The following is a 17,655-nucleotide window of genomic DNA, read 5'->3' on the forward strand; positions in this document are numbered from 1 at the left end:
TTTTTTCCTACCGGGCAGGCGGAGTGGGGCCATATACCGGTATGGGGCTTTGCCGATGTGCTGGTCTCGAATGTCGACGGGGTGGTGGTGGGAGAGCGCTTCTACGGCTACTTTCCGCTGGCCAGCCATCTGTGGATGAAACCGGAGCGGGTGACCGAGCGGGGCTTTTATGATGCCGCGGAGCAGCGCCAGGACCTGACCTCGGCCTACAACCAGTACACCCGTTGCAGTTGGGACCCTTACTACAGTGCGGGCACCGAGGACCTGCAGATCCTGCTCAAGCCGTTGTTCCTGACCTCGGCGATGCTCGCCGACTTCCTCCAGGACAACCAGTTCTTCGGTGCCACGCGCCTGGTGTTCTCCAGTGCGTCGAGCAAGACCGCCTTTGGTACGGCGGTGTGCCTGGAGGACCGGCCAGAACTGACCCGTGTCGCGTTGACGTCCTCGGCCAACCGAGCGTTTGTCGCCGAGCTGGGCTGTTATGAACAGACCTTGGCTTATGGTGAACTGGAGCTGTTGGACACCGACCAGCCGACGCTGTATGTGGATTTTTCCGGTGATCTGGCGCTGCGGGATCGGGTGCATCAGCGCCTGGGCCGACAGCTGGTCTACAGCTGCTTCGCCGGTTCCGCGCAAACCACGGGCGAGGCCCGGCTCACGGCGATCGAAGGACCGCAGCCGGTATTTTTCTTTGCGCCGATCCAGATTCGCAAGCGTAACGCCGAATGGGGACCGGAGCGGGTGAGCCGCTATATCGGCGAGGGCCTGCAACGTTTCTACCGGACGGTGAGCGAAGGGCCGACTCCGTTGCTGGAGGTGGTTGTCGATGAAGGTTACGAGGCCGCCCGGCAACTGATCGCACGGCTCTATCACGGGCAGGTGCCGCCGGCCCAGGGCAATATCATCAAGCTCTGAAACCCCGGTGTGGTGCGATGCTGTGCACTTGACCCGAACACAGGCCTGATGTGGGCGGGGAGCTTGTGTGTGGGAGCGGAGCTTGCCCGCGAAGGTGCCCATGAGGCCGCCAAAAGCTTCGCGGGCAAGCTCCGCTCCCACAAAAGCAGCCGCTCCCACAAAAGCAGCCGCTCCCACAAAAGCAGCCGCTCCCACAAAAGCAGCCGCTCCCACACAAGCACCTATTCCACATCAGTTGCCCTGCGGCATTTCCCCTTTCGCCAGGCGTTTGTTGATATCGACGATCACCTGCGGCAGATCGTTGAGGGTGTCGATCAGGTAGTGCGGCCGGGAGCCGGTGAACAGTTGGTGGATACGTTGGCGCTCGGCGTCCAGGGTTGCCCGGTCGAGGTTGCGGTACTGCTCGTAGGTCAGCCCCAGCGCATTGCCCGAACATACCAGGGCGACGGTCCACATGCCGGCCCGACGACCTTCGAGGATCCCCGGGACGGTGTCGTCGACCTTGACGCAGGCGGCCACATCGTCGATGCCCAGCGCAATTACGTTGGCCAGGGCCTGGGCCGGCCAGGGGCGACCGTTCGGCACTTCGTCGGTGGCCACCACGTGGTCGGCGACATAGCCGTTGCTGGCTGCCAGGGCCACGACCTTTTCCATGACCCGGGCCGGATAACCCGAGCACGAACCGATCTTCAGGCCCTGCCGGCGCAGTTCGGCGATGGTCTCCAGGGCACCGGGAATCAGTGCCGAGTGTTCGGCGATTTTCTCGATCTGCAGGGGCATGAAGCGTTCGTAGATGGCCGTGACGTCGTCATCGCCCGGGGCGCGGCCGAACGCCTTGCGGTAGCGTTCGGTGATCGCCGGCTGGTCGCACAGCGTGCGGATATGCTCCCATTTGCCCATGCCCATGGGGCCGCGGGCTTCTTCGATGGAGACTTGCACGTCGAACTCGGCGAAGGCCTCGACGAAGATCTGGGTCGGAGCGAACGAACCGAAATCGACGACGGTACCGGCCCAGTCGAGGATCGCGGCTTGCAGTTGGGCGGGGTTGCGATAGTTCATGTCGATCAGCCTTGAATACGATGATAAAAAATTGGAATACAGACCTGTAGGAGCCTCTAGATATCCAGCACTTCCATTTCCCGCAGGACCTGCGCGATAGCGGCGACCGCCGCCTGCATATCCCGGCGCCCGACCTGGCCGATGCAGCCCACGCGAAACGTCTCGACCCGGGTCAGCTTGCCCGGATAAAGAATGAAGCCCTTGGCCTTGACCCGTTCGTAGAACGCCTTGAACTGGTAACGCGGATCTTGCGGTGCATGGAAGGTCACGATGATCGGCGCCTGGATCGCCGCCGGCAGGAAACTGCGCAAGCCGAGCCGGGCCATTTCCTCCAGCAGTACCTGGCAGTTGTCGGCATAACGGCCGAGACGGGCGGGCAGGCCCCCTTCCTCGTGGTACTGCAACAGTGCCTCGTGCAGCGCCGCGACCACATGGGTCGGCGGGGTGAAGCGCCATTGACCGGTCTTGGTCATATAAGCGTGCTGATCGTGCAAATCCATCGCCAGCGAATGGGAGTTGCCGGCGGCCGCGGCCAGCGCGTCCTTGCGGGCAAAGACAAACCCCATCCCGGGCACGCCCTCCAGGCATTTGCCGGATGCGGCGATCAGCGCCTCGAACGGCACCCGGCGGGCGTCGATGGGCAAGGCGCCGAACGAGCTCATGGCGTCGATGATCAGGCGTTTGCCGTAGCGCGCGACCACCTCGGCGATCTCCGCCAACGGATTGAGGATGCCGGTACTGGTTTCGCAGTGGATCAGCGCGACATGGCTGAGGGTCGGGTCGGCGAGCAGCAGACGCTCGACATCAACGGCGGTGCTTGGCTGGTCCTCGGCGGTTTCGAAGGTGCTGAATGAACGGCCCAGCACTTCGCAGATCTTCGCCAGGCGCTTGCCATAGGCGCCATTGATCAGCACCAGGACTTTCCCGTCCCGTGGCACCAGGGTGCCGATGGCGGCTTCCACGGCAAAGGTGCCGCTGCCTTGCAAGGGCACGCAGTGATGGCTGTCGGCAGCGTTGACAATTGCCAGCAGTTGTTCGCAAAGGCTCGCCGTCAGTTGGTTGAACCCTTCATCCCAGGAGCCCCAGTCCAGGCTCATCGCCTGGCGAGTGCGGGCCGAGGTGGTCAGTGGGCCCGGGGTGAGCAGGATGTGGGCGGCAGTACGCATGCTGGTTTCTCGCGGCGGGGATCGTTGACGGGATACAGGGCATAAATTGCAGTTTGGCTTGTCATCAATCAAATTGTTTGTTGTTATGCGAGCTATCAGTGAGGCCGATAGTTATGAACCTGTTCCAACTGCGCGCATTCGATGCCGTGGCCCGCGAGGGCAGTTTTACCCGTGCCGCGGCCCGGTTGTTCATCAGCCAGCCGGCCGTGACCGGACATATCAAGGCCCTGGAAGAGCACTACCAGATCACCCTGCTCAGGCGCACGGCGCGGCGGGTGGAACTGACCGCCGAGGGTACGCGGCTGGCGGCGATTACCCGGGCGATGTTCGGCCTGGTCGAGGAAGCCCAGGCCATGCTCGAAGCCAATCGACAGCTGTTGACCGGGCGCCTGGAAATTGCCGCGGACGGGCCGCATATGGTCATGCCGATGCTCGCCCGGCTCCGGGCGCGCTACCCGGGGATCACCGTCAACCTGAGACTGGGGAATGCCCAGGAAACCCTGGCGGCGTTGTTGTCCGAGCATGCCGATGTGGCGGTGCTGACCGAGGTCGAGCCGCGCAAGGGCCTGTACCTGCAAGCCCTCAGCGAGTCGCGGGTCTGTGCGCTGGTGCCCCAGGGCCATCCGTGGCTGGCTGAACCGCGGGGCATTGCCCTGGAGCAACTGGACCAGGTGATCATGGTGCTGCGCGAGCCGAGTTCGATCACCCGGCGCACCTTTGACCAGGCCTGTGCCCAGGCCGCTGTGAGTCCGCGAGTGCTGCTGGAGCTGGACAGCCGCGAGGCAGTGACCGAAGCGGTGGCCGCGGAGCTGGGGGTGGGTATCGTTTCGTCGTTGGAAGTCAGCCCCGACCCCCGGGTACGGGCGCTGCCGATCAGCGGTGATGGCCTGGGCAACCGACACCAGATCGGGTGCCTGGAGCGCCGCAAGGAACTGCGGCTGATTCAGGCATTCCTTGGGCTGGTACCGGAAACATTCGGTGCATTCAGCCCGTCCTGAAGAAAGGCCTGGCGCTGGCGCAGGCTCCAGTGTCGCTGGATATACTCGTGCACGGCCACGCATTGTCCGGGGTAGAGCAGCCACAGTTGCTCCGGCGTGGCCGCCAACTCCAGGGCCAGTCGCCGTCTGCCTGCCGGACTCAGCAAGGCGGCGCCACGGCTGTCACTGCGGCCTTCCAGAAGAATGTCATCGCGACTCAGGCGCGCCAGTTCCTTGAGCCCGGGTCGGGGCATTCGTACGAAGTACCAGATGTTTTCGCACAGACAGTGGGCGGCGGCAGTCGGCAGTTCATAGGGTTGCTCGTACAGATAGAACTCTCCGGGATCATCGCCCGGTGCGGCATCGCTCTCTTGCCCCTCCCAGGGGGCCGCAGCGCCGGGCGGCCTGTCGGCCAGGGGCGGCGGGTCAAAGGCGGCGTGCAGGTCCCGATCGGTGAGAAAACCACAGATCAGCGGTTGGTCCGGCTCATTCTCGACAAAGTCGATCAGCACCTGGCTGCCGACCCGGGGGGCCCGGCCTTGCGCGACCCCGGGCGAGACCCAGCAACCCGGCGCGCAGTCCGCGGGCTGGATGCTGTCCGGCAATTGTACCCGCAGGCGTCCCTGGGCATCCGGGCGGGCGGTACCGGCCTGAGCACCGAGTACCGTGCCGACCTGGTAGCCCAACGCGGCCGGTTGTTTTTCCCGTAAGGAGGGACGAAACGGCGTTGCCCAGGGGATGGCCCTGAAGTGATTGCTGTAGCCGTCGCTGAAACACTCGTCATGCAGGCGTTCCTCATCCTCGATACAGAAGGCGTCGACGGGATATCGGTCCAGGCACTGTTCGCCCAGATGCTGCACCTCGGTGATCAGCCATTGATCATTGAGCGCCTGGCGTGGATGGCCGCCGATCCGCCGGACTTCGCCGCTGCGCAGGCTGTCCAGATTGCTGTAGCCCTGGATCTGGCGTTGTTCGCAGCGCAGCCGCTCGAGGGTGCGCTGGCTGCGTTGCTGTTCGTGGCGCTGGCGCGGTGTGGGGGGGGTGGTGTGCAGGCCATAGGCGTTGGCCTGGTTGGCGGCGCCATCGTCGGGCGCCGGGGTTGGCCACGCAAGCGTATGGCCGGGCACTCGGCGGTCATGACTGGCGAGCATCTGGTGACGCTCGTAGAGTTGGCTGATAAAGGGCTGTTCCAGTCCCGAGGCACTGTCGTGACAAGGCACTACACCGGCCCGATCGGGAAAGCTTTGCGGGTCTTCGGCGAACACCAGGACATGTCGTTGCGGTGCCTGTTCGAAGTGATAGTGGATGCCTTCTTCCTCACACAGCCGGTTCAGCAGCTGCAGGTCGTTTTCATCCTGCTGCAGGCACAGAGCCCGGCGCGGATAGAGGCCATGCTCGAGTTCGAAGCGGTAATCGGCGCTTTCCAGATCGTGGGCTTCAAGGAGCCGCAGGAGAATCGCCGGGACACTCAGGTTGCAAAAGGCCCGGCGTCGCGGGCAACGTGCCAGGGCTTGCAGGCGTGGCACCAACACCACCTGGTAATGATAGAGCCGTGGCTCCAGGTAGCGGCTGCTGATTTCCTGAATGATCCCATGCCAGCTGGCTTGCCCACGGCCCAGACTCAGTAGGGCCGGGCGATGCAGCAGGGTTTCCAGGTCCAGGGCGGTGTCGCCCAGCAGTTCCATTTCGAAGCGAAAGGGTTCGTTCAAGGCCTCGCGGCCCTTGAAGCGGATGACCGGCAAGGGGTCAGGGAGCAGGCCGATGGTCAGTGAGATCTGGCGTTCCTTGTCCTGAGGCATTTCGTCTCTTCTCCACGGATTTTGCGGCAGAGGGTACGAAAAGCCGCGGGTACCTGGACACTGCAAAACGATGTTTGGGAAATTGCCTACGAACATCAGGGTAGAGTCGTAATCTTCGTCAGGTTTTGGTCGATTGGCGGGGACTGGCCGTATAAACTGGGCGGCAAAGCGTCGGCCAATAAATGTCACGACGCCTCTGATCGAGAGAGTGAGTAATGGGCGCACAGTGGAAGGTTAAACACAAAGAAGCGGCGGCCAACGCCAAGGGCAAGATTTTTGGCAAACTGGTCAAGGAAATCACCATCGCCGCGCGCAACGGCGCGGACGTCGCCACCAACGCACACCTGCGTCTGGTGGTCGAGCAGGCGAAAAAAGCCTCGATGCCCCGTGAGACCCTGGAACGCGCCATCAAGAAAGGCTCGGGCCAGTTGGGCGAAACCGTGCAGTATCACCGCGTGACCTACGAAGGCTTCGCCCCGCACCAGGTGCCGCTGATCGTTGAATGTGTCACTGACAACATCAACCGCACCGTGGCGGAAATCCGTGTGGCGTTCCGCAAGGGCCAGTTGGGTGCGTCGGGTTCGGTGTCCTGGGACTTCAACCATGTCGGCCTGATCGAAGCTTCCCCGGACAGCCCGGATGCCGACCCGGAAATGGCGGCGATTGAAGCGGGCGCCCAGGATTTCGAGCCGGGCGAAGAGGGCGCGACCCTGTTCCTCACCGAGCCGACCGACCTCGATGCGGTCCAGAAAGCCCTGCCGGAGCAAGGCTTCACCGTGTTGTCGGCCAAGCTGGGTTACCAGGCGAAGAACCCGGTCAGCGGCCTGAGCGACGAGCAGATGGCCGAAGTCGAAGCCTTCCTCGAAGGCCTGGACAACCACGACGACGTGCAGGACATGTTTGTCGGCCTGGCGGGCTGATCCTGGCCCCCTCGTGGCGAGCGGCAAAGCCCTGGTGCCATTCGGTTGAGGTCTGATGCGCTCCCTGTGGGAGCAGAGCGTGCTCGCGAAGAGGCCCTTGAGGCCGCTAAAAGCTTCGCGGGCAAGCTCCGCTCCCACATTAGTCAGGTGGCGCTTTCAGTATCCCACACCCTTATCTGACGGGGATGGGCAAGCCTGCCCGCTACCTGATCGGTTACGCCAGGGTTGCGCAGATCGCCTCGAACCCCGGCCGAGCCAGCACATCCGGCTGGATGCAGCGCGACTGCAGGTCCTTGAGCGACTCCAGCACGCGCGCCTCCATCTCCCCGTCGATCCGCTCCAGCAACTCGCCGAGCAGAATCCCGAACGCACGCACCTCGATCCGTTGCAGCGCACGGGTTTCCAGGCTGTCGGCCGGTGCATGGAACGATGCGGCGCCAAAGTCCCCGAGCAGGCAATCCCCGGCTTCGTTGTAGAGAATGTTGTGTGCGTACAGGTCGCCATGGCAGAGCCCCAGGCGATGCAGGTGCGCACCCACCGAGGCGATCCCGCGTGCCATGCGCAAGGCCTGCCCGGCACTGAAACGGGTCCCGTCCAGGTACACATCACGGCTGCACGAGTCGAGGCTCGGCAGCGCCGCAAGGTTGGCGAACTGCGGGTCGATCAGTTCCATCACCAGGCCGGCCTGGGCATCGGGATGGCCGCTGATGCGTCCTTCGACCTTGATCAGGTTCGGATGCAGGCCCGCCGCGATGCAGGCATTCATTTCATTCAGGGGCGAACCGTCGCTGGTCATGCTGCCCTTGTACAGCTTGACCGCCACCGGCAAGGCCGGCGCCGCCGGACGGCTCCAGCAGGCCTGGCTGATTACCCCCGAGGCGCCTTCGCCCAGTCGCTGTGCAAGTTGCAGCTGGTTCCAGTCGATGCTCGGGGTGCTGTCGCCGACCAGCACTTCACCGGTGTGATCGAGCTTCGGGTTACCGGCATAGGCGATCCAGGCCAGTCCCGGCAAGGTCAGCAGCCACTCGGGCAACTCGTCCAGCTGGTTGGCGGCGATGCGGATCAGTTCCAGCCGATGACAGTCCGCCAGGCTGGCGGGCAGGGCGCGCAGGCGATTGCCGGCGAGCATGAGCTTCTGCAGCAGGGGCCGGCGCCCCAACTCCTCCGGTAGCTCGGTGATCCGGTTGTCGGTCAGGATCAGCCAGCGCAGCAGGGGCGGCAGGGCGGCGGGCGGAACCTGCTCGATGCGGTTGGCCTTGAAGGCGACCATGCTCAGTTTGGCGCACTGGCCCAGGCAGGTCGGCAATTCGGTGAACAGGTTGTCCGAGCAGAACAGGATGCGCAGGTGTGGCAGCCGGTGCAGGTCGTCCGGCAGGCTGCTCAGGGCGTTGCCGCTCAGATTGAGGATTTCCAGGGAGTCGGCCAGCTGGAAAATTTCCCGGGGGAACTCGGTCAACCCGCAGGACAGGTCGAGTCGCTTGATACCGGTCAGTTGGCCGGCGCGCAGTTGGGCAAGGGTATCCATAAGCGGGCGTGAGTACTCGTCGCGATCATCGAAAAAAGATCGCCATGATAGCAATGTTGTTCAGCTCCGGCGCTGTGATGAGCGAGTGCGAGGCGGGGTCAGCCCCGGTTGATGGTCTCGGGCCCGACTTCGAGCAACTGCCCCAGCCGGCTGCGGGTGCGCGCCAGGTCGATGGCGTTGCCGCCCAGGCTGTCGCGCAACGGCCGCTCACCGACCAGCAACAGGCGCTTGTCCTGGTCGTACAGCACGTCGATCAGGTTGATGAAACGCTGCTGGGCCGCGATCGAGCAGTCTTCCAGGTTGGGCAGTTCATCGACGATCCAGGTGTCGAAGCGTCGGCACAGTTCCAGATAGTCCATCACGGCCGTGGGCTGGTCGCACAGGTCGGCGAACTCGAAACGCACGGTGCGCTCGGCACGCAGGCGCACCTTCAGTTGTCGGGTGCCGACCTGCAGGGCAAAGGCCGGGGCCTGGCGTTGCGGCAATTGCAGGGCCTGGCGTTGTGCCGGGCTGCCCGGCCAGACGTACTGGCCCAGGCTGAATTGCTGTTGCTCATGACTGCGCGGCTGGCTGCGGTAGTCATGCGGGCCACCGACCTCCATGACTTCCATACGGGCGTTGATCAGGTCGATTACCGGCTTGAAGCGGGCGTGATAGAGCGGGTTGGGCAGCAAGCCTTCGGGCGGGTAATTGGAGGTCACCAAGAGCAGCAGGCCCCGCTGGAACAGGGCCTTGAACAGCCGACTGATGAGCATGGCATCGCCGATATCATGGACATGGAACTCGTCGAAGCACAGCAGTCGACAGTCCGTGAGCAGCTCATCCAGGGTTCGGCCCAGGGCATCCGGGGTTTCCCGATGGCGGAACATGCCCTGGTGCAGGTGGGTAAAGAAGTCGTGGAAGTGCACCCGCTGCTTTTCGGCGATCGGCACGGCCTGGAAAAAACCGTCCAGCAACCAACTCTTGCCTCGTCCGACGGCGCCGTGCAGGTACAGGCTGCGCTGGCGGCCCTGGGGTGCGCTGTGCAGCAGCGCGCTGGCCTGTTGCGCCATGCGTTCGATGACCCGCTGCTGGCTCGGGCTCAGGGTATAGCCTTGCTGGTTGGCCTTGCGCTGGAAATACTCGTGCACGTCGTGGGTCGGCGTTACGACGCTGGCCTTACTGGCGAGAGACTTGCCGAAGAAGCGGCGCAAGGCTGGCCAGCGGGATTTCACGCCAGGGCGATGAGGGGGTGGAGCGGCCAACGGAGAAGATCCCCTTGTGTAAAAAACCAGAGCGTCTGGGCCATGGTGGCGTGACAAGCATCGCACTCCGCGAAGGTCAACGCTATCTTGCAGATGGTCGCGCTAATTTAACCAATCCCCGGTGCGTCGGCCAGGCCACGCCGCCAGCCGGTCCCCTATCGACAACGTGATACCGGATTGGAGTGTGTGAGCAGGCCACCCCGTGATGGCCCTCTCAGGTGAGTGATTGCGGCCTCTAGCGCTCGATACTACGGTTCCAGCGGGCATTCCACTCCGGCCGCAGCAGGTTGACCTGATCCCAGTCGATCGCCACCGCGGTGTCCAGGTATTGCTTCATGGCCTCGACCTGGCCGCGGGTCTTGTCGGTGGTCGGGGTGTTGGGGTTGGACGGAATCTGGTCGCCATCCTCCAGTGCCGCCGCCTGGGCCTCGGGAGTCAGGAGGAACTCGGCGAGTTTCTGCGCCAATGCCGGCTCGGTGTTGTTGGCGATCGCACATTCGGCGACGTTCAGAACCACCGCGCCTTCCTTGGGTTGCGCGTACTCCACCGGAATGCCCTTGAGTTTGAGCGCGGTGACCTGGGTCGGAGTCAGCGGAAACAGCGCCGCCTCGTCGGTCTGGACCATCTCCGAGAGCTTGGCCGAACTCGGGATGTACTCCAGCACATTACGTCCGACGCTGCCCGGCCAGGCCTTGAAACCCGGCTCGACATTGGTCTCGCTGCCGCCCTGGATCCGGTTGAACATCAGGAAACCGTGCAGGCCGAAGGTCGAGGACGACAACGACTGGAACACCAGCTTGTCCTTGTACTTGCTGTCCGCCATGTCCATCCACGAGGTCGGCGCGGCCCAGCCTTTTTCCTTGAACAGCCGGGTGTTGTAGGCCAGCCCGGTCACCCCCAGGCTGACCGCCACGGCCTGGTCCTTGATCCGGCCCTTGGCCGGGATCTGCGCCAGGGTCGGGCTGTCTTCGAGCTTGCTGCACAGGCCCATGGAGATCGCCCGGTACATGATCCCGTCATCGAGGAAGATCACGTGCAACTGCGGGTTGTCCTTGCTCGCCTGGACCTTGGCGAGGATGTCGGCGGACGTGCCCGGTACAATGACCACCTTGACGTGATTGGCCTTTTCGAAGGGCGGCAGCACCTTGTCGCTGTACAATCGCTCCATGGTCCCGCCGTTCATGCCCAGGTACAGCGTGGGCTCGGCCTGGGCCGGCGCGGCGCCGAGCAGGGCCATGAGAGGCAGGCAGGACAAACCGATCAGGGCATTGCGTGGAGTCTTCTTCATGGCGCGATCTTCCTCTGGGTTCTGACGGCCCGCTCAAACGGCGGGAGTGGCGTGGAAACGGGTAATGGAAAAAGCTTCGATCGGCGTCGATGACCGGCCCTGGCATACCAGTTCGGCGAGGACTTCGCCCACTGCCGGGCCGATCTGGAAGCCCGCCCCGGCAAAGCCGAAGGCGTGCAGCAGGCCGGGTTGGGTACTGCTCGGGCCGATCACCGGTTGGCGGTCGGGCAGATAGCCTTCGGTGCCGCTCCAGGTGCGAATCGCCTGGGCCCCTTGCAGGAACGGATAGAGCTCGACGGCCTGGCGCAGAATCTCCAGCACGGCGCTCTGCCCCGGTCGGGCACGGGCGTGGTCAAGGGCAAAACCCTGGCCACCCCCCAAAACGCAGTTGCCGCGACTGACCTGGCGGGCATAGATACCACCGCCCTCGACGCCGGTGCTGGCGTCCATCACCAGGGGCAAGGGTTCGGTCACCAACATCGCCGGATGGCCGGAGTGCATCGGCACCGCTTCACCGAACTGCGCGGCCAGGCTGCCGGCCCAGGCACCGGCGCAATTGAGCAGCCAGTGGGCGCGAACTTCGAGGCCCTTTTGCGTGTGCAGGGCAAAGCGTCGGCCGTCATGCTCGACCTGGGTCACCTCGCTCTGCTCCAGCACCGTCGCGCCAAGCAGGCGCGCGGCCCGGGCAAACGCCGGAGAGACCAGTCGGGGATTGGCGTGACCGTCGTCGGGGCAGAAGGAGGCGCCTTCGGCGACCTGGCCTACCCATGGAAAACGCTGGCGTAGCTGCTCGCGATCAAGCACTTGCAGGTTGAGCCCGAAGCCCTGGCTGCTGTCGGCATAGGCTTGCAGGGCGGCCAGGTCGTCGAGGCTGCGGGCCAGCTTGAGATGTCCCGAACGCTGGTATTCGCCATCGATACCGATCAATTCAGGCAGGCGGGCCCAGATCCCGTGGGCGCGCTGGGACAGCGGCAACTGCGACAGCGGTCGGCCCTGACGGCGCACGCCGCCGTAGTTCACACCGCTGGAGTGCGAGCCGCAGAAGTCCCGCTCCAGCAGCGCCACGCTCCGGCCTTGGCGACTCAGGGCCAGGGCCGCCGAAGCGCCGACAATGCCGCCACCGAGAATCACTACGTCGACTTCGATCATGGTGCGACCTCCACGCCGAACGGCAGCGGCTTGATCGGCGCCTGGGCGCGCAAACGGCCAATGCTGTCCAGGCCCAGGCCGCTTTCACGGGCAATGATTTCCGCCGCCGCCGCGCCGCAGATCCGGCCCTGGCAGCGACCCATGCCGACCCGGCAATGGGCCTTGACCCGATTGATTTCCCAGTGGCCCTCGCGGACCACCGCCCGCACCTCGCCGACGCTGACTTCCTCGCAACGGCACAGCATCAGTGTGTCCGGCGCGTCCGCGGCCCAGCGCTCGGGGAAGGGGAAGGCCTGTTCCAAGCCTTGGCGGAAGCCATCGATCCGCTGCAGGCGACTCTGCAGAAACACTGTTCGAGGCCGATCGACGGCGCGTCCCAGGTCTTCCAGCAGGGCCAGGGCGGCGCGTTCGCCGGCCATTTCCGCCGCATCGGCACCCATGATTCCGGCGCCATCGCCGGCCAGGTAGACCCCGGCCACGCTGCTGCGCCCGGCGCTGTCGCGCTCCGGTAGCCAGGCGCGGTTCAAGGGGTTCCAACTGAAACGGCAGCCCAGCAGATCGGCCAATTGGGTTTCGCTGCGCAGCCCGTGGGCGAAGGCCAGCGCATCGCAGTCGATAGACCGCAGGACGCCGCCCTGGCGCCAACGCAATGACTGTATGCGGTGCTCGCCGTCGACCTGTTGCAGATGGGCGTTCTGGTGTACCGGGATGCCATGGGTTGTCAGCCAGCTGCGGTAATACAGGCCCTTGGCGAGGGTCAGCGGTTGCCTGAGCAAAGCGGGCAGGGCGCGGCACTGGGCACTGAAGGTCGAGCTGTCGAGCAGCGCCAACACCTTCGCCCCGGCCTTGGCGTATTGATAGGCCACCAGGTACAACAGCGGCCCGCTGCCGGCGAACACCACCCTTTGGCCGATGGCACAGCCCTGGTACTTCAGGGCAATCTGCGCGGCACCGAGACTGTAGACTCCGGGCAGGGTCCAGCCGGGGATCGGCAGCACCCGGTCGGTAGCGCCGGTGGCGACGATCACCTTCGAGTACTCCAGGCGCCCGGCACGACCTTGCTGCAAGGTGTCGAGGGCACCGTCCTCGGCGTTCCACACCAAGGTGTCGGGCCGGTAGTCGAGTTGGTCGCGCAGATGGTCCAGAGTCTGATGAATCGCCGCCGCCTTGCGGGCTTCGAAACCGTAGAGCTTCACCGGCGAACGGCGGAAGTTCTCCGGCTGGCGTCGATAGATCTGCCCGCCGCCGCGCGCGGCTTCATCCAGCAGGCAGGGGCGCAGGCCATGGGCAACCAGGGTTTGTGCGGCACGAATACCGGCCGGTCCGGCCCCGACGATGACGATCTCAGACATGGGTGGCCGGCCGCCTTCCGGAATAAGTACCGCGGTCTTTTACCGGTACGTACGTCATGCTGGTGTTCTCCCTTCCCGACTCACCTGCTGGCCGGCTTCGAGCATTGTCGAGCAGGCGCGCACCCGGCGCCCGTCGGCCAGCCTGACCCAGCAATCCTGGCAGGCACCCATCAGGCAGAACCCGGCGCGGGGCTCGCCGCTGAAGTCGCTGTGGCGCAGGTATTCACCGGCGGTGAGCAGCGCGGTCAGCAGGGTATCGCCCTGCAAACCGCTGGCCGGTTCGCCGTCGAGGGTAAAGTCCAGGGCCGGGCGGTCGCCTTCGGCCAGTCGTGTCAGCAGCGCCATGTCGGCCTCATTGTTTGCCTACCAGTACCCGGTCCAGGCCGTAGACCCGGTCGAGCAGAATCATCGTCAGCGCGGTCAGCGCGATCACCAGGGCCGAGACCGCCGCCATCATCGGGTCGATGGATTCGGTGGCGTACACGTACATGCGTACCGGCAGGGTCTGGGTCGAAGGGGAGGTGACGAAGATCGACAGCGTCACTTCGTCGAAGCTGTTGATAAAGGCCAGCAGCCAACCGCCGGCCACGCCGGGCAGGATCATCGGCAGGGTGATCTGGCGGAACAGGGTGAAGCGCCCGGCACCGAGGGATTCGGCGGCCTGCTCGGCGCTGCGGTCCATGCCGATGGCGGCAGCCAGTACCAGGCGCAGAACATAAGGCGTGATCACCAGCACATGGGCGCCGATCAGCCAGGCGAAGCTGCCATTGACCTTCATCAGGGCGAACAGGCGCAACAAGGCGACCCCGAGCACCAGGTGCGGAATGATGATCGGCGAGAGAAACAGGCCATTGAGAAAGTCCCGCCCGGGAAATGGGTGGCGGGTCATCGCCAGGGCCGCCGGGACCGCGATCAAGGTCGCCAGGCTGGCGGCGCTGAAGGCCAGGATCAGGCTGTTGTAGAACGCCTGGACAAAGTCCGCGCGTTCGAACACCGCGCGGAACCAACGCAACGAGAAGTCCGTGGTCGGCAGGCTGAGGGTGTTTTCCGGAGTGAAGGCCACCAGGCACACCACCACCAGCGGCGCCAGCATGAACACCACGATCAGGCTATGGAACAGCAGGGCCAACGGGCCGTTTCTGGACATTTACGCGGCCCCCAGGGATTTTTTGTAGCGACGCTCGATCATCCGGTTCCACGACAGCATGATCAGCAGGTTGAGCAGCAACAGCACCACGGCAATCGCCGCGCCCATCGGCCAGTTGAGCTCCGAGAGGTACTGGTCGTAGACCAGGGTCGCGACCATCTTCAGGCGGCGTCCGCCGAGCAGGCCGGGAATTGCGAAGGAGCTGGCGGACAGGCCGAACACGATCAGCGTGCCGGACAGCACCCCGGGCATCACCTGCGGCAATACCACCAGGCGCATCACCTTGGCATGGCTGGCGCCAAGGGACAGCGCGGCCTGCTCGGCGGCCGGATCGAGTTTTTGCAACGAGGTCCAGACCGGGATGATCATGAACGGCAACATCACGTGGACCAGGGCGACCACTACCGCGAACGGTGTGTAGAGCAGCTTCATCGGCGCCAGGCCGAAGGCGTGCAGGCTCTGGTTGACCAGGCCGTCGGCACCGAGCAGGAGGCTCCAGCCGAAAGCCCGGACCACCACCGAAATCAGCAACGGGGTGAGAATCAGGATCAGGAAGATCGAGCGCCAGGGCGTGCCCATGCGGCTGAGGATGTAGGCTTCGGGCACCCCGATCAGCACGCAGAGCAGGGTGGTCAGGCCGCTGATCCAGAAGGTCCGCAGGAAAATTTCATAGAAGTACGGATCGCTGAATAGCACGCCGTAGTGTTCCAGGGTGTAGGCGTCGTTTTTGACCCCGGTCTGGTAATCGAAGACGTTGAACGACAGCACGGCAGTCAGCCCCAGCGGCAGGATCAGCAGGCCGAGGTAGAGCAGCAGCGCCGGCGCCGACAACAGGTAACCGTGCCGTCCCTGGCGCATCCGCGCGAGCAGGCTCATGCCGGCACCTCGCCGTGCTCCAGCACCCGCAACAGCTCGGCCGGCCAATCCAGGCCCACCGTCGTGCCTTCGTTCAGCGGCGCCGAACCGTCATTGCGGCGCACCACCGTGAGTTCGCCGACAGCCGTATCGATCCGGTACAGCCATTGGCTGCCGAGAAAGAAGCGGCTGAGGATCCTGCCGGGCAAACGGCCGCTGCCGGCGGCCAGCAGGTCGATCTTTTCCGGGCGCAGGCTGAGGGTCAATTCGCCTTCGCCCGGCAGTTGCCGGACTTGCGGGCAGCCGCTGGCATCACGGTCTCCCGGCAGCAGGTTGGCCTTGCCGACGAAGCCGGAAATAAAGCGCGTGCGCGGGTGTTCGTAGAGTTTGTAGGGTTCGTCGATCTGGGTGATGCGCCCGGCCTGCATCACCACCACGCGGTCGCTGATGGACAGCGCTTCGGCCTGGTCGTGGGTGACCATCAGCGTGGTGATACCGACTTCGCGCTGAATGCGACGAATCTCGAACTGCATCTCTTCGCGCAGATTGGCATCGAGGTTGGATAGCGGTTCGTCGAGCAACAGCACCGGCGGTTCGATCACCAGGGCGCGGGCGAGGGCGACCCGCTGGCGCTGGCCGCCGGACAGCTCGCGAGGATAACGCTCGGCATGCTGGTTCAGGCGCACCAGTTGCAAGACCGTCGCCACCCGTTTGCGCACCTCGGCGGCCGGCACCTTGCGCATGCGCAGGCCGAAGGCGACGTTGTCTTCGACGCTCATATGGGGAAACAGCGCATAGCTCTGGAACACCACGCCGAGACCGCGACTGCTGGGCTTGGCGTGGGTGATGTCGCGGTTGTCGAGAATGATCGCGCCGGCGCTGACTTCGACGAAGCCGGCGATCATTTGCAAGGTTGTGGTCTTGCCGCAACCGGAGGGGCCGAGCAACGAGACGAACTCGCCCTTGTCCACCGAGAGATGCGTGGCGACCACGGCATCGATCTCGCCATAACGCTTGCACACGCCATCAAGTCGTAGAAAGGCCATAACTGCGTTCCACCTGTGTGTTGTTGTGTGCGCCGGGGCGCACTTTTTTGTCATGGGCAGAGACGAAAGGGTATTGCCGGGGTGCGTGGTGCTCGACTTGTGTCGGCTACCGGTGTTGTTCGAATCGCCCCTTGTGGACGCAGAGTAGGACGAAGCCTAGGATGTGCGAAAGAGTGAATTTCACTGAAAGAATGATTATTTTCATTTTCATTCATTGAATAAATTTTCAGGTGAGAAAAGTATCAATGGATTCCACTGAGCGGAATGACAAGAAAAACGAAGTGGGTGTCAGCGCGGTGTCCCGGCTGTTTGCCGTGTTGCGCAGCCTGGGGGAGACGCCGGAGGGCGGCGAACGGGTGACCCAGTTGGCCGAACGGGTCGGTTTGTCCCAGCCGACCACCCACCGGCTGCTGCGCAGCCTGGTGGACGAGGGCATGGTGGAGCAGGACGGGCGCAGCAAACGCTATCGCCTGAGTCTGGATTTTTTTGCCCTCGCGGCCCGGGCCGGGCAGACCGGCAACCTGCGTGAACTGGTGCGCCCGGCGTTATTGCGTTTGTCGGCATCGCTGGGGGATTCGTTGTTCCTCCTGGCTCGCAGCGGCTTCGATGCGATCTGCCTGGACCGTAGCGAGGGGCCGTTTCCGATCCGCACCTTTACTGGCGATATCGGTGGGCGCGTGGCCCTGGGCGTGGGACAGGGCAGCCTGGCGATCCTCGCCTTCCTGCCGGAAGAGGAGCGCGAAACGGTGATCCGCTACAACCTGCCGCGGCTGCGGGATTTTCATCTGTATGACGAAGTGCTGCTGCGTTCCGAGGTGGAGAATGTGCGCAAGCTCGGCTATGCCGGGCGCAACACCGGGGTGTTGCAGGGCATGGCCGGGGTGGCGGTACCGATCCTCGATCGCGAGGGGCGGGCGGTGGCGGCGTTGAGCGTGGCCACCATCAGCGACCGCCTGGGGCCGGACCGCCTGCCGACGGTGGTGGAGTTGCTCAAGCGCGAGGCGGCGGCGATCGGACCGCGGATCAATCCGTTTGATCCGTTGCTGCGGCGGCCGTCGCAGATATTTGGTGCTGCGCAGTAAGGGGCCCGGCTTGGACGTTCTTGGGGGAACTCAAGGGCCTCTTCGCGGGCAAGCTCCGCTCCCACAGGATCTCGGTTGTACACAGAGTTTGTGTACGACTTCGATGTTGTGGGAGCGGAGCTTGCCCGCGA

General features: G+C 64.4%; 16 protein-coding genes. 4 read left to right on the top strand and 12 right to left on the bottom strand.

Translation table 11 applies throughout. From position 1 onward, the window contains the following. Positions 1 to 915 (top strand): DUF2855 family protein (locus M5B99_RS23100; RefSeq protein WP_248806233.1); only part of this gene is annotated, 915 nt, incomplete at its 5' end. Positions 916 to 1,146: 231 nt separating this feature from the next. On the opposite strand, the gene phnX is transcribed toward M5B99_RS23100, so the two are convergent. After that, complete coding sequence (phnX, locus tag M5B99_RS23105) at positions 1,147 to 1,974, bottom strand: phosphonoacetaldehyde hydrolase (RefSeq protein ID WP_248806234.1); 828 nt, start codon at positions 1,972 to 1,974, stop codon at positions 1,147 to 1,149. Positions 1,975 to 2,030: 56 nt separating this feature from the next. Next, the gene (locus M5B99_RS23110) at positions 2,031 to 3,140 is read right to left on the bottom strand and encodes a 2-aminoethylphosphonate--pyruvate transaminase (RefSeq protein ID WP_248806235.1); all 1,110 of its coding nucleotides are present in this window, start codon (positions 3,138 to 3,140) and stop codon (positions 2,031 to 2,033) included. Positions 3,141 to 3,253: 113 nt separating this feature from the next. Between M5B99_RS23110 and M5B99_RS23115 the strand changes: the two genes are divergently transcribed. Continuing rightward, complete coding sequence (locus tag M5B99_RS23115; RefSeq protein ID WP_248806236.1) at positions 3,254 to 4,138, top strand: LysR substrate-binding domain-containing protein; 885 nt, start codon at positions 3,254 to 3,256, stop codon at positions 4,136 to 4,138. Here the strand turns inward: M5B99_RS23115 and M5B99_RS23120 are convergent. Beyond that, positions 4,084 to 5,916, bottom strand: coding sequence for a type VI secretion system Vgr family protein (locus tag M5B99_RS23120; protein ID WP_248806237.1), 1,833 nt, complete (start codon positions 5,914 to 5,916; stop codon positions 4,084 to 4,086). The genes M5B99_RS23115 and M5B99_RS23120 overlap by 55 nt on opposite strands. 215 nt (positions 5,917 to 6,131) lie before the next feature. Here M5B99_RS23120 and M5B99_RS23125 point away from each other — a divergent pair, with 215 nt between their 5' ends. Then, a complete protein-coding gene (locus M5B99_RS23125; protein ID WP_248806238.1) occupies positions 6,132 to 6,836 on the top strand; it encodes a YebC/PmpR family DNA-binding transcriptional regulator in 705 nt (234 codons plus the stop codon). A 214-nt stretch (positions 6,837 to 7,050) separates the two neighbouring features. Here the strand turns inward: M5B99_RS23125 and M5B99_RS23130 are convergent, their stop codons facing one another. The 9 genes from M5B99_RS23130 to M5B99_RS23170 all read right to left on the bottom strand — a co-directional run bounded on the left by M5B99_RS23130 (position 7,051) and on the right by M5B99_RS23170 (position 16,442). Beyond that, positions 7,051 to 8,361, bottom strand: coding sequence for a leucine-rich repeat-containing protein kinase family protein (locus tag M5B99_RS23130; protein ID WP_248806239.1), 1,311 nt, complete (start codon positions 8,359 to 8,361; stop codon positions 7,051 to 7,053). Between the two features lie 98 nt (positions 8,362 to 8,459). Then, complete coding sequence (gene zapE / locus M5B99_RS23135; protein ID WP_248806240.1) at positions 8,460 to 9,605, bottom strand: cell division protein ZapE; 1,146 nt, start codon at positions 9,603 to 9,605, stop codon at positions 8,460 to 8,462. A gap of 235 nt (positions 9,606 to 9,840) precedes the next feature. Next, positions 9,841 to 10,893, bottom strand: coding sequence for an ABC transporter substrate-binding protein (locus M5B99_RS23140; RefSeq protein ID WP_248806241.1), 1,053 nt, complete (start codon positions 10,891 to 10,893; stop codon positions 9,841 to 9,843). 33 nt (positions 10,894 to 10,926) lie between these two features. Continuing rightward, positions 10,927 to 12,042, bottom strand: a complete 1,116-nt coding sequence (locus M5B99_RS23145; protein ID WP_248806242.1) for an NAD(P)/FAD-dependent oxidoreductase — start codon at positions 12,040 to 12,042, stop codon at positions 10,927 to 10,929. After that, positions 12,039 to 13,394, bottom strand: coding sequence for an NAD(P)/FAD-dependent oxidoreductase (locus M5B99_RS23150; RefSeq protein WP_248806243.1), 1,356 nt, complete (start codon positions 13,392 to 13,394; stop codon positions 12,039 to 12,041). Before M5B99_RS23150 ends, M5B99_RS23145 begins: the two co-directional genes overlap by 4 nt. Before the next feature lie 54 nt (positions 13,395 to 13,448). After that, on the bottom strand, positions 13,449 to 13,739 hold the full coding sequence (locus M5B99_RS23155; RefSeq protein ID WP_248806244.1) for a (2Fe-2S)-binding protein: 291 nt from the start codon (positions 13,737 to 13,739) through the stop codon (positions 13,449 to 13,451). A 7-nt stretch (positions 13,740 to 13,746) separates the two neighbouring features. Continuing rightward, positions 13,747 to 14,541, bottom strand: a complete 795-nt coding sequence (locus M5B99_RS23160) for an ABC transporter permease (protein ID WP_248806245.1) — start codon at positions 14,539 to 14,541, stop codon at positions 13,747 to 13,749. Further along, the gene (locus tag M5B99_RS23165; RefSeq protein WP_248806246.1) at positions 14,542 to 15,417 is read right to left on the bottom strand and encodes an ABC transporter permease; all 876 of its coding nucleotides are present in this window, start codon (positions 15,415 to 15,417) and stop codon (positions 14,542 to 14,544) included. Then, a complete protein-coding gene (locus tag M5B99_RS23170; RefSeq protein WP_248806247.1) occupies positions 15,414 to 16,442 on the bottom strand; it encodes an ABC transporter ATP-binding protein in 1,029 nt (342 codons plus the stop codon). The genes M5B99_RS23165 and M5B99_RS23170 overlap by 4 nt, the downstream gene beginning before the upstream one ends. A gap of 245 nt (positions 16,443 to 16,687) precedes the next feature. Between M5B99_RS23170 and M5B99_RS23175 the strand changes: the two genes are divergently transcribed. Continuing rightward, positions 16,688 to 17,524: an IclR family transcriptional regulator gene (locus M5B99_RS23175; protein ID WP_248806248.1), complete on the top strand. Its 837-nt coding sequence runs from the start codon at positions 16,688 to 16,690 to the stop codon at positions 17,522 to 17,524. Positions 17,525 to 17,655: the final 131 nt, after the last annotated feature.

The sequence above is a fragment of the Pseudomonas sp. MWU13-2100 genome (assembly GCF_023242365.1).
Classification (GTDB): domain Bacteria; phylum Pseudomonadota; class Gammaproteobacteria; order Pseudomonadales; family Pseudomonadaceae; genus Aquipseudomonas.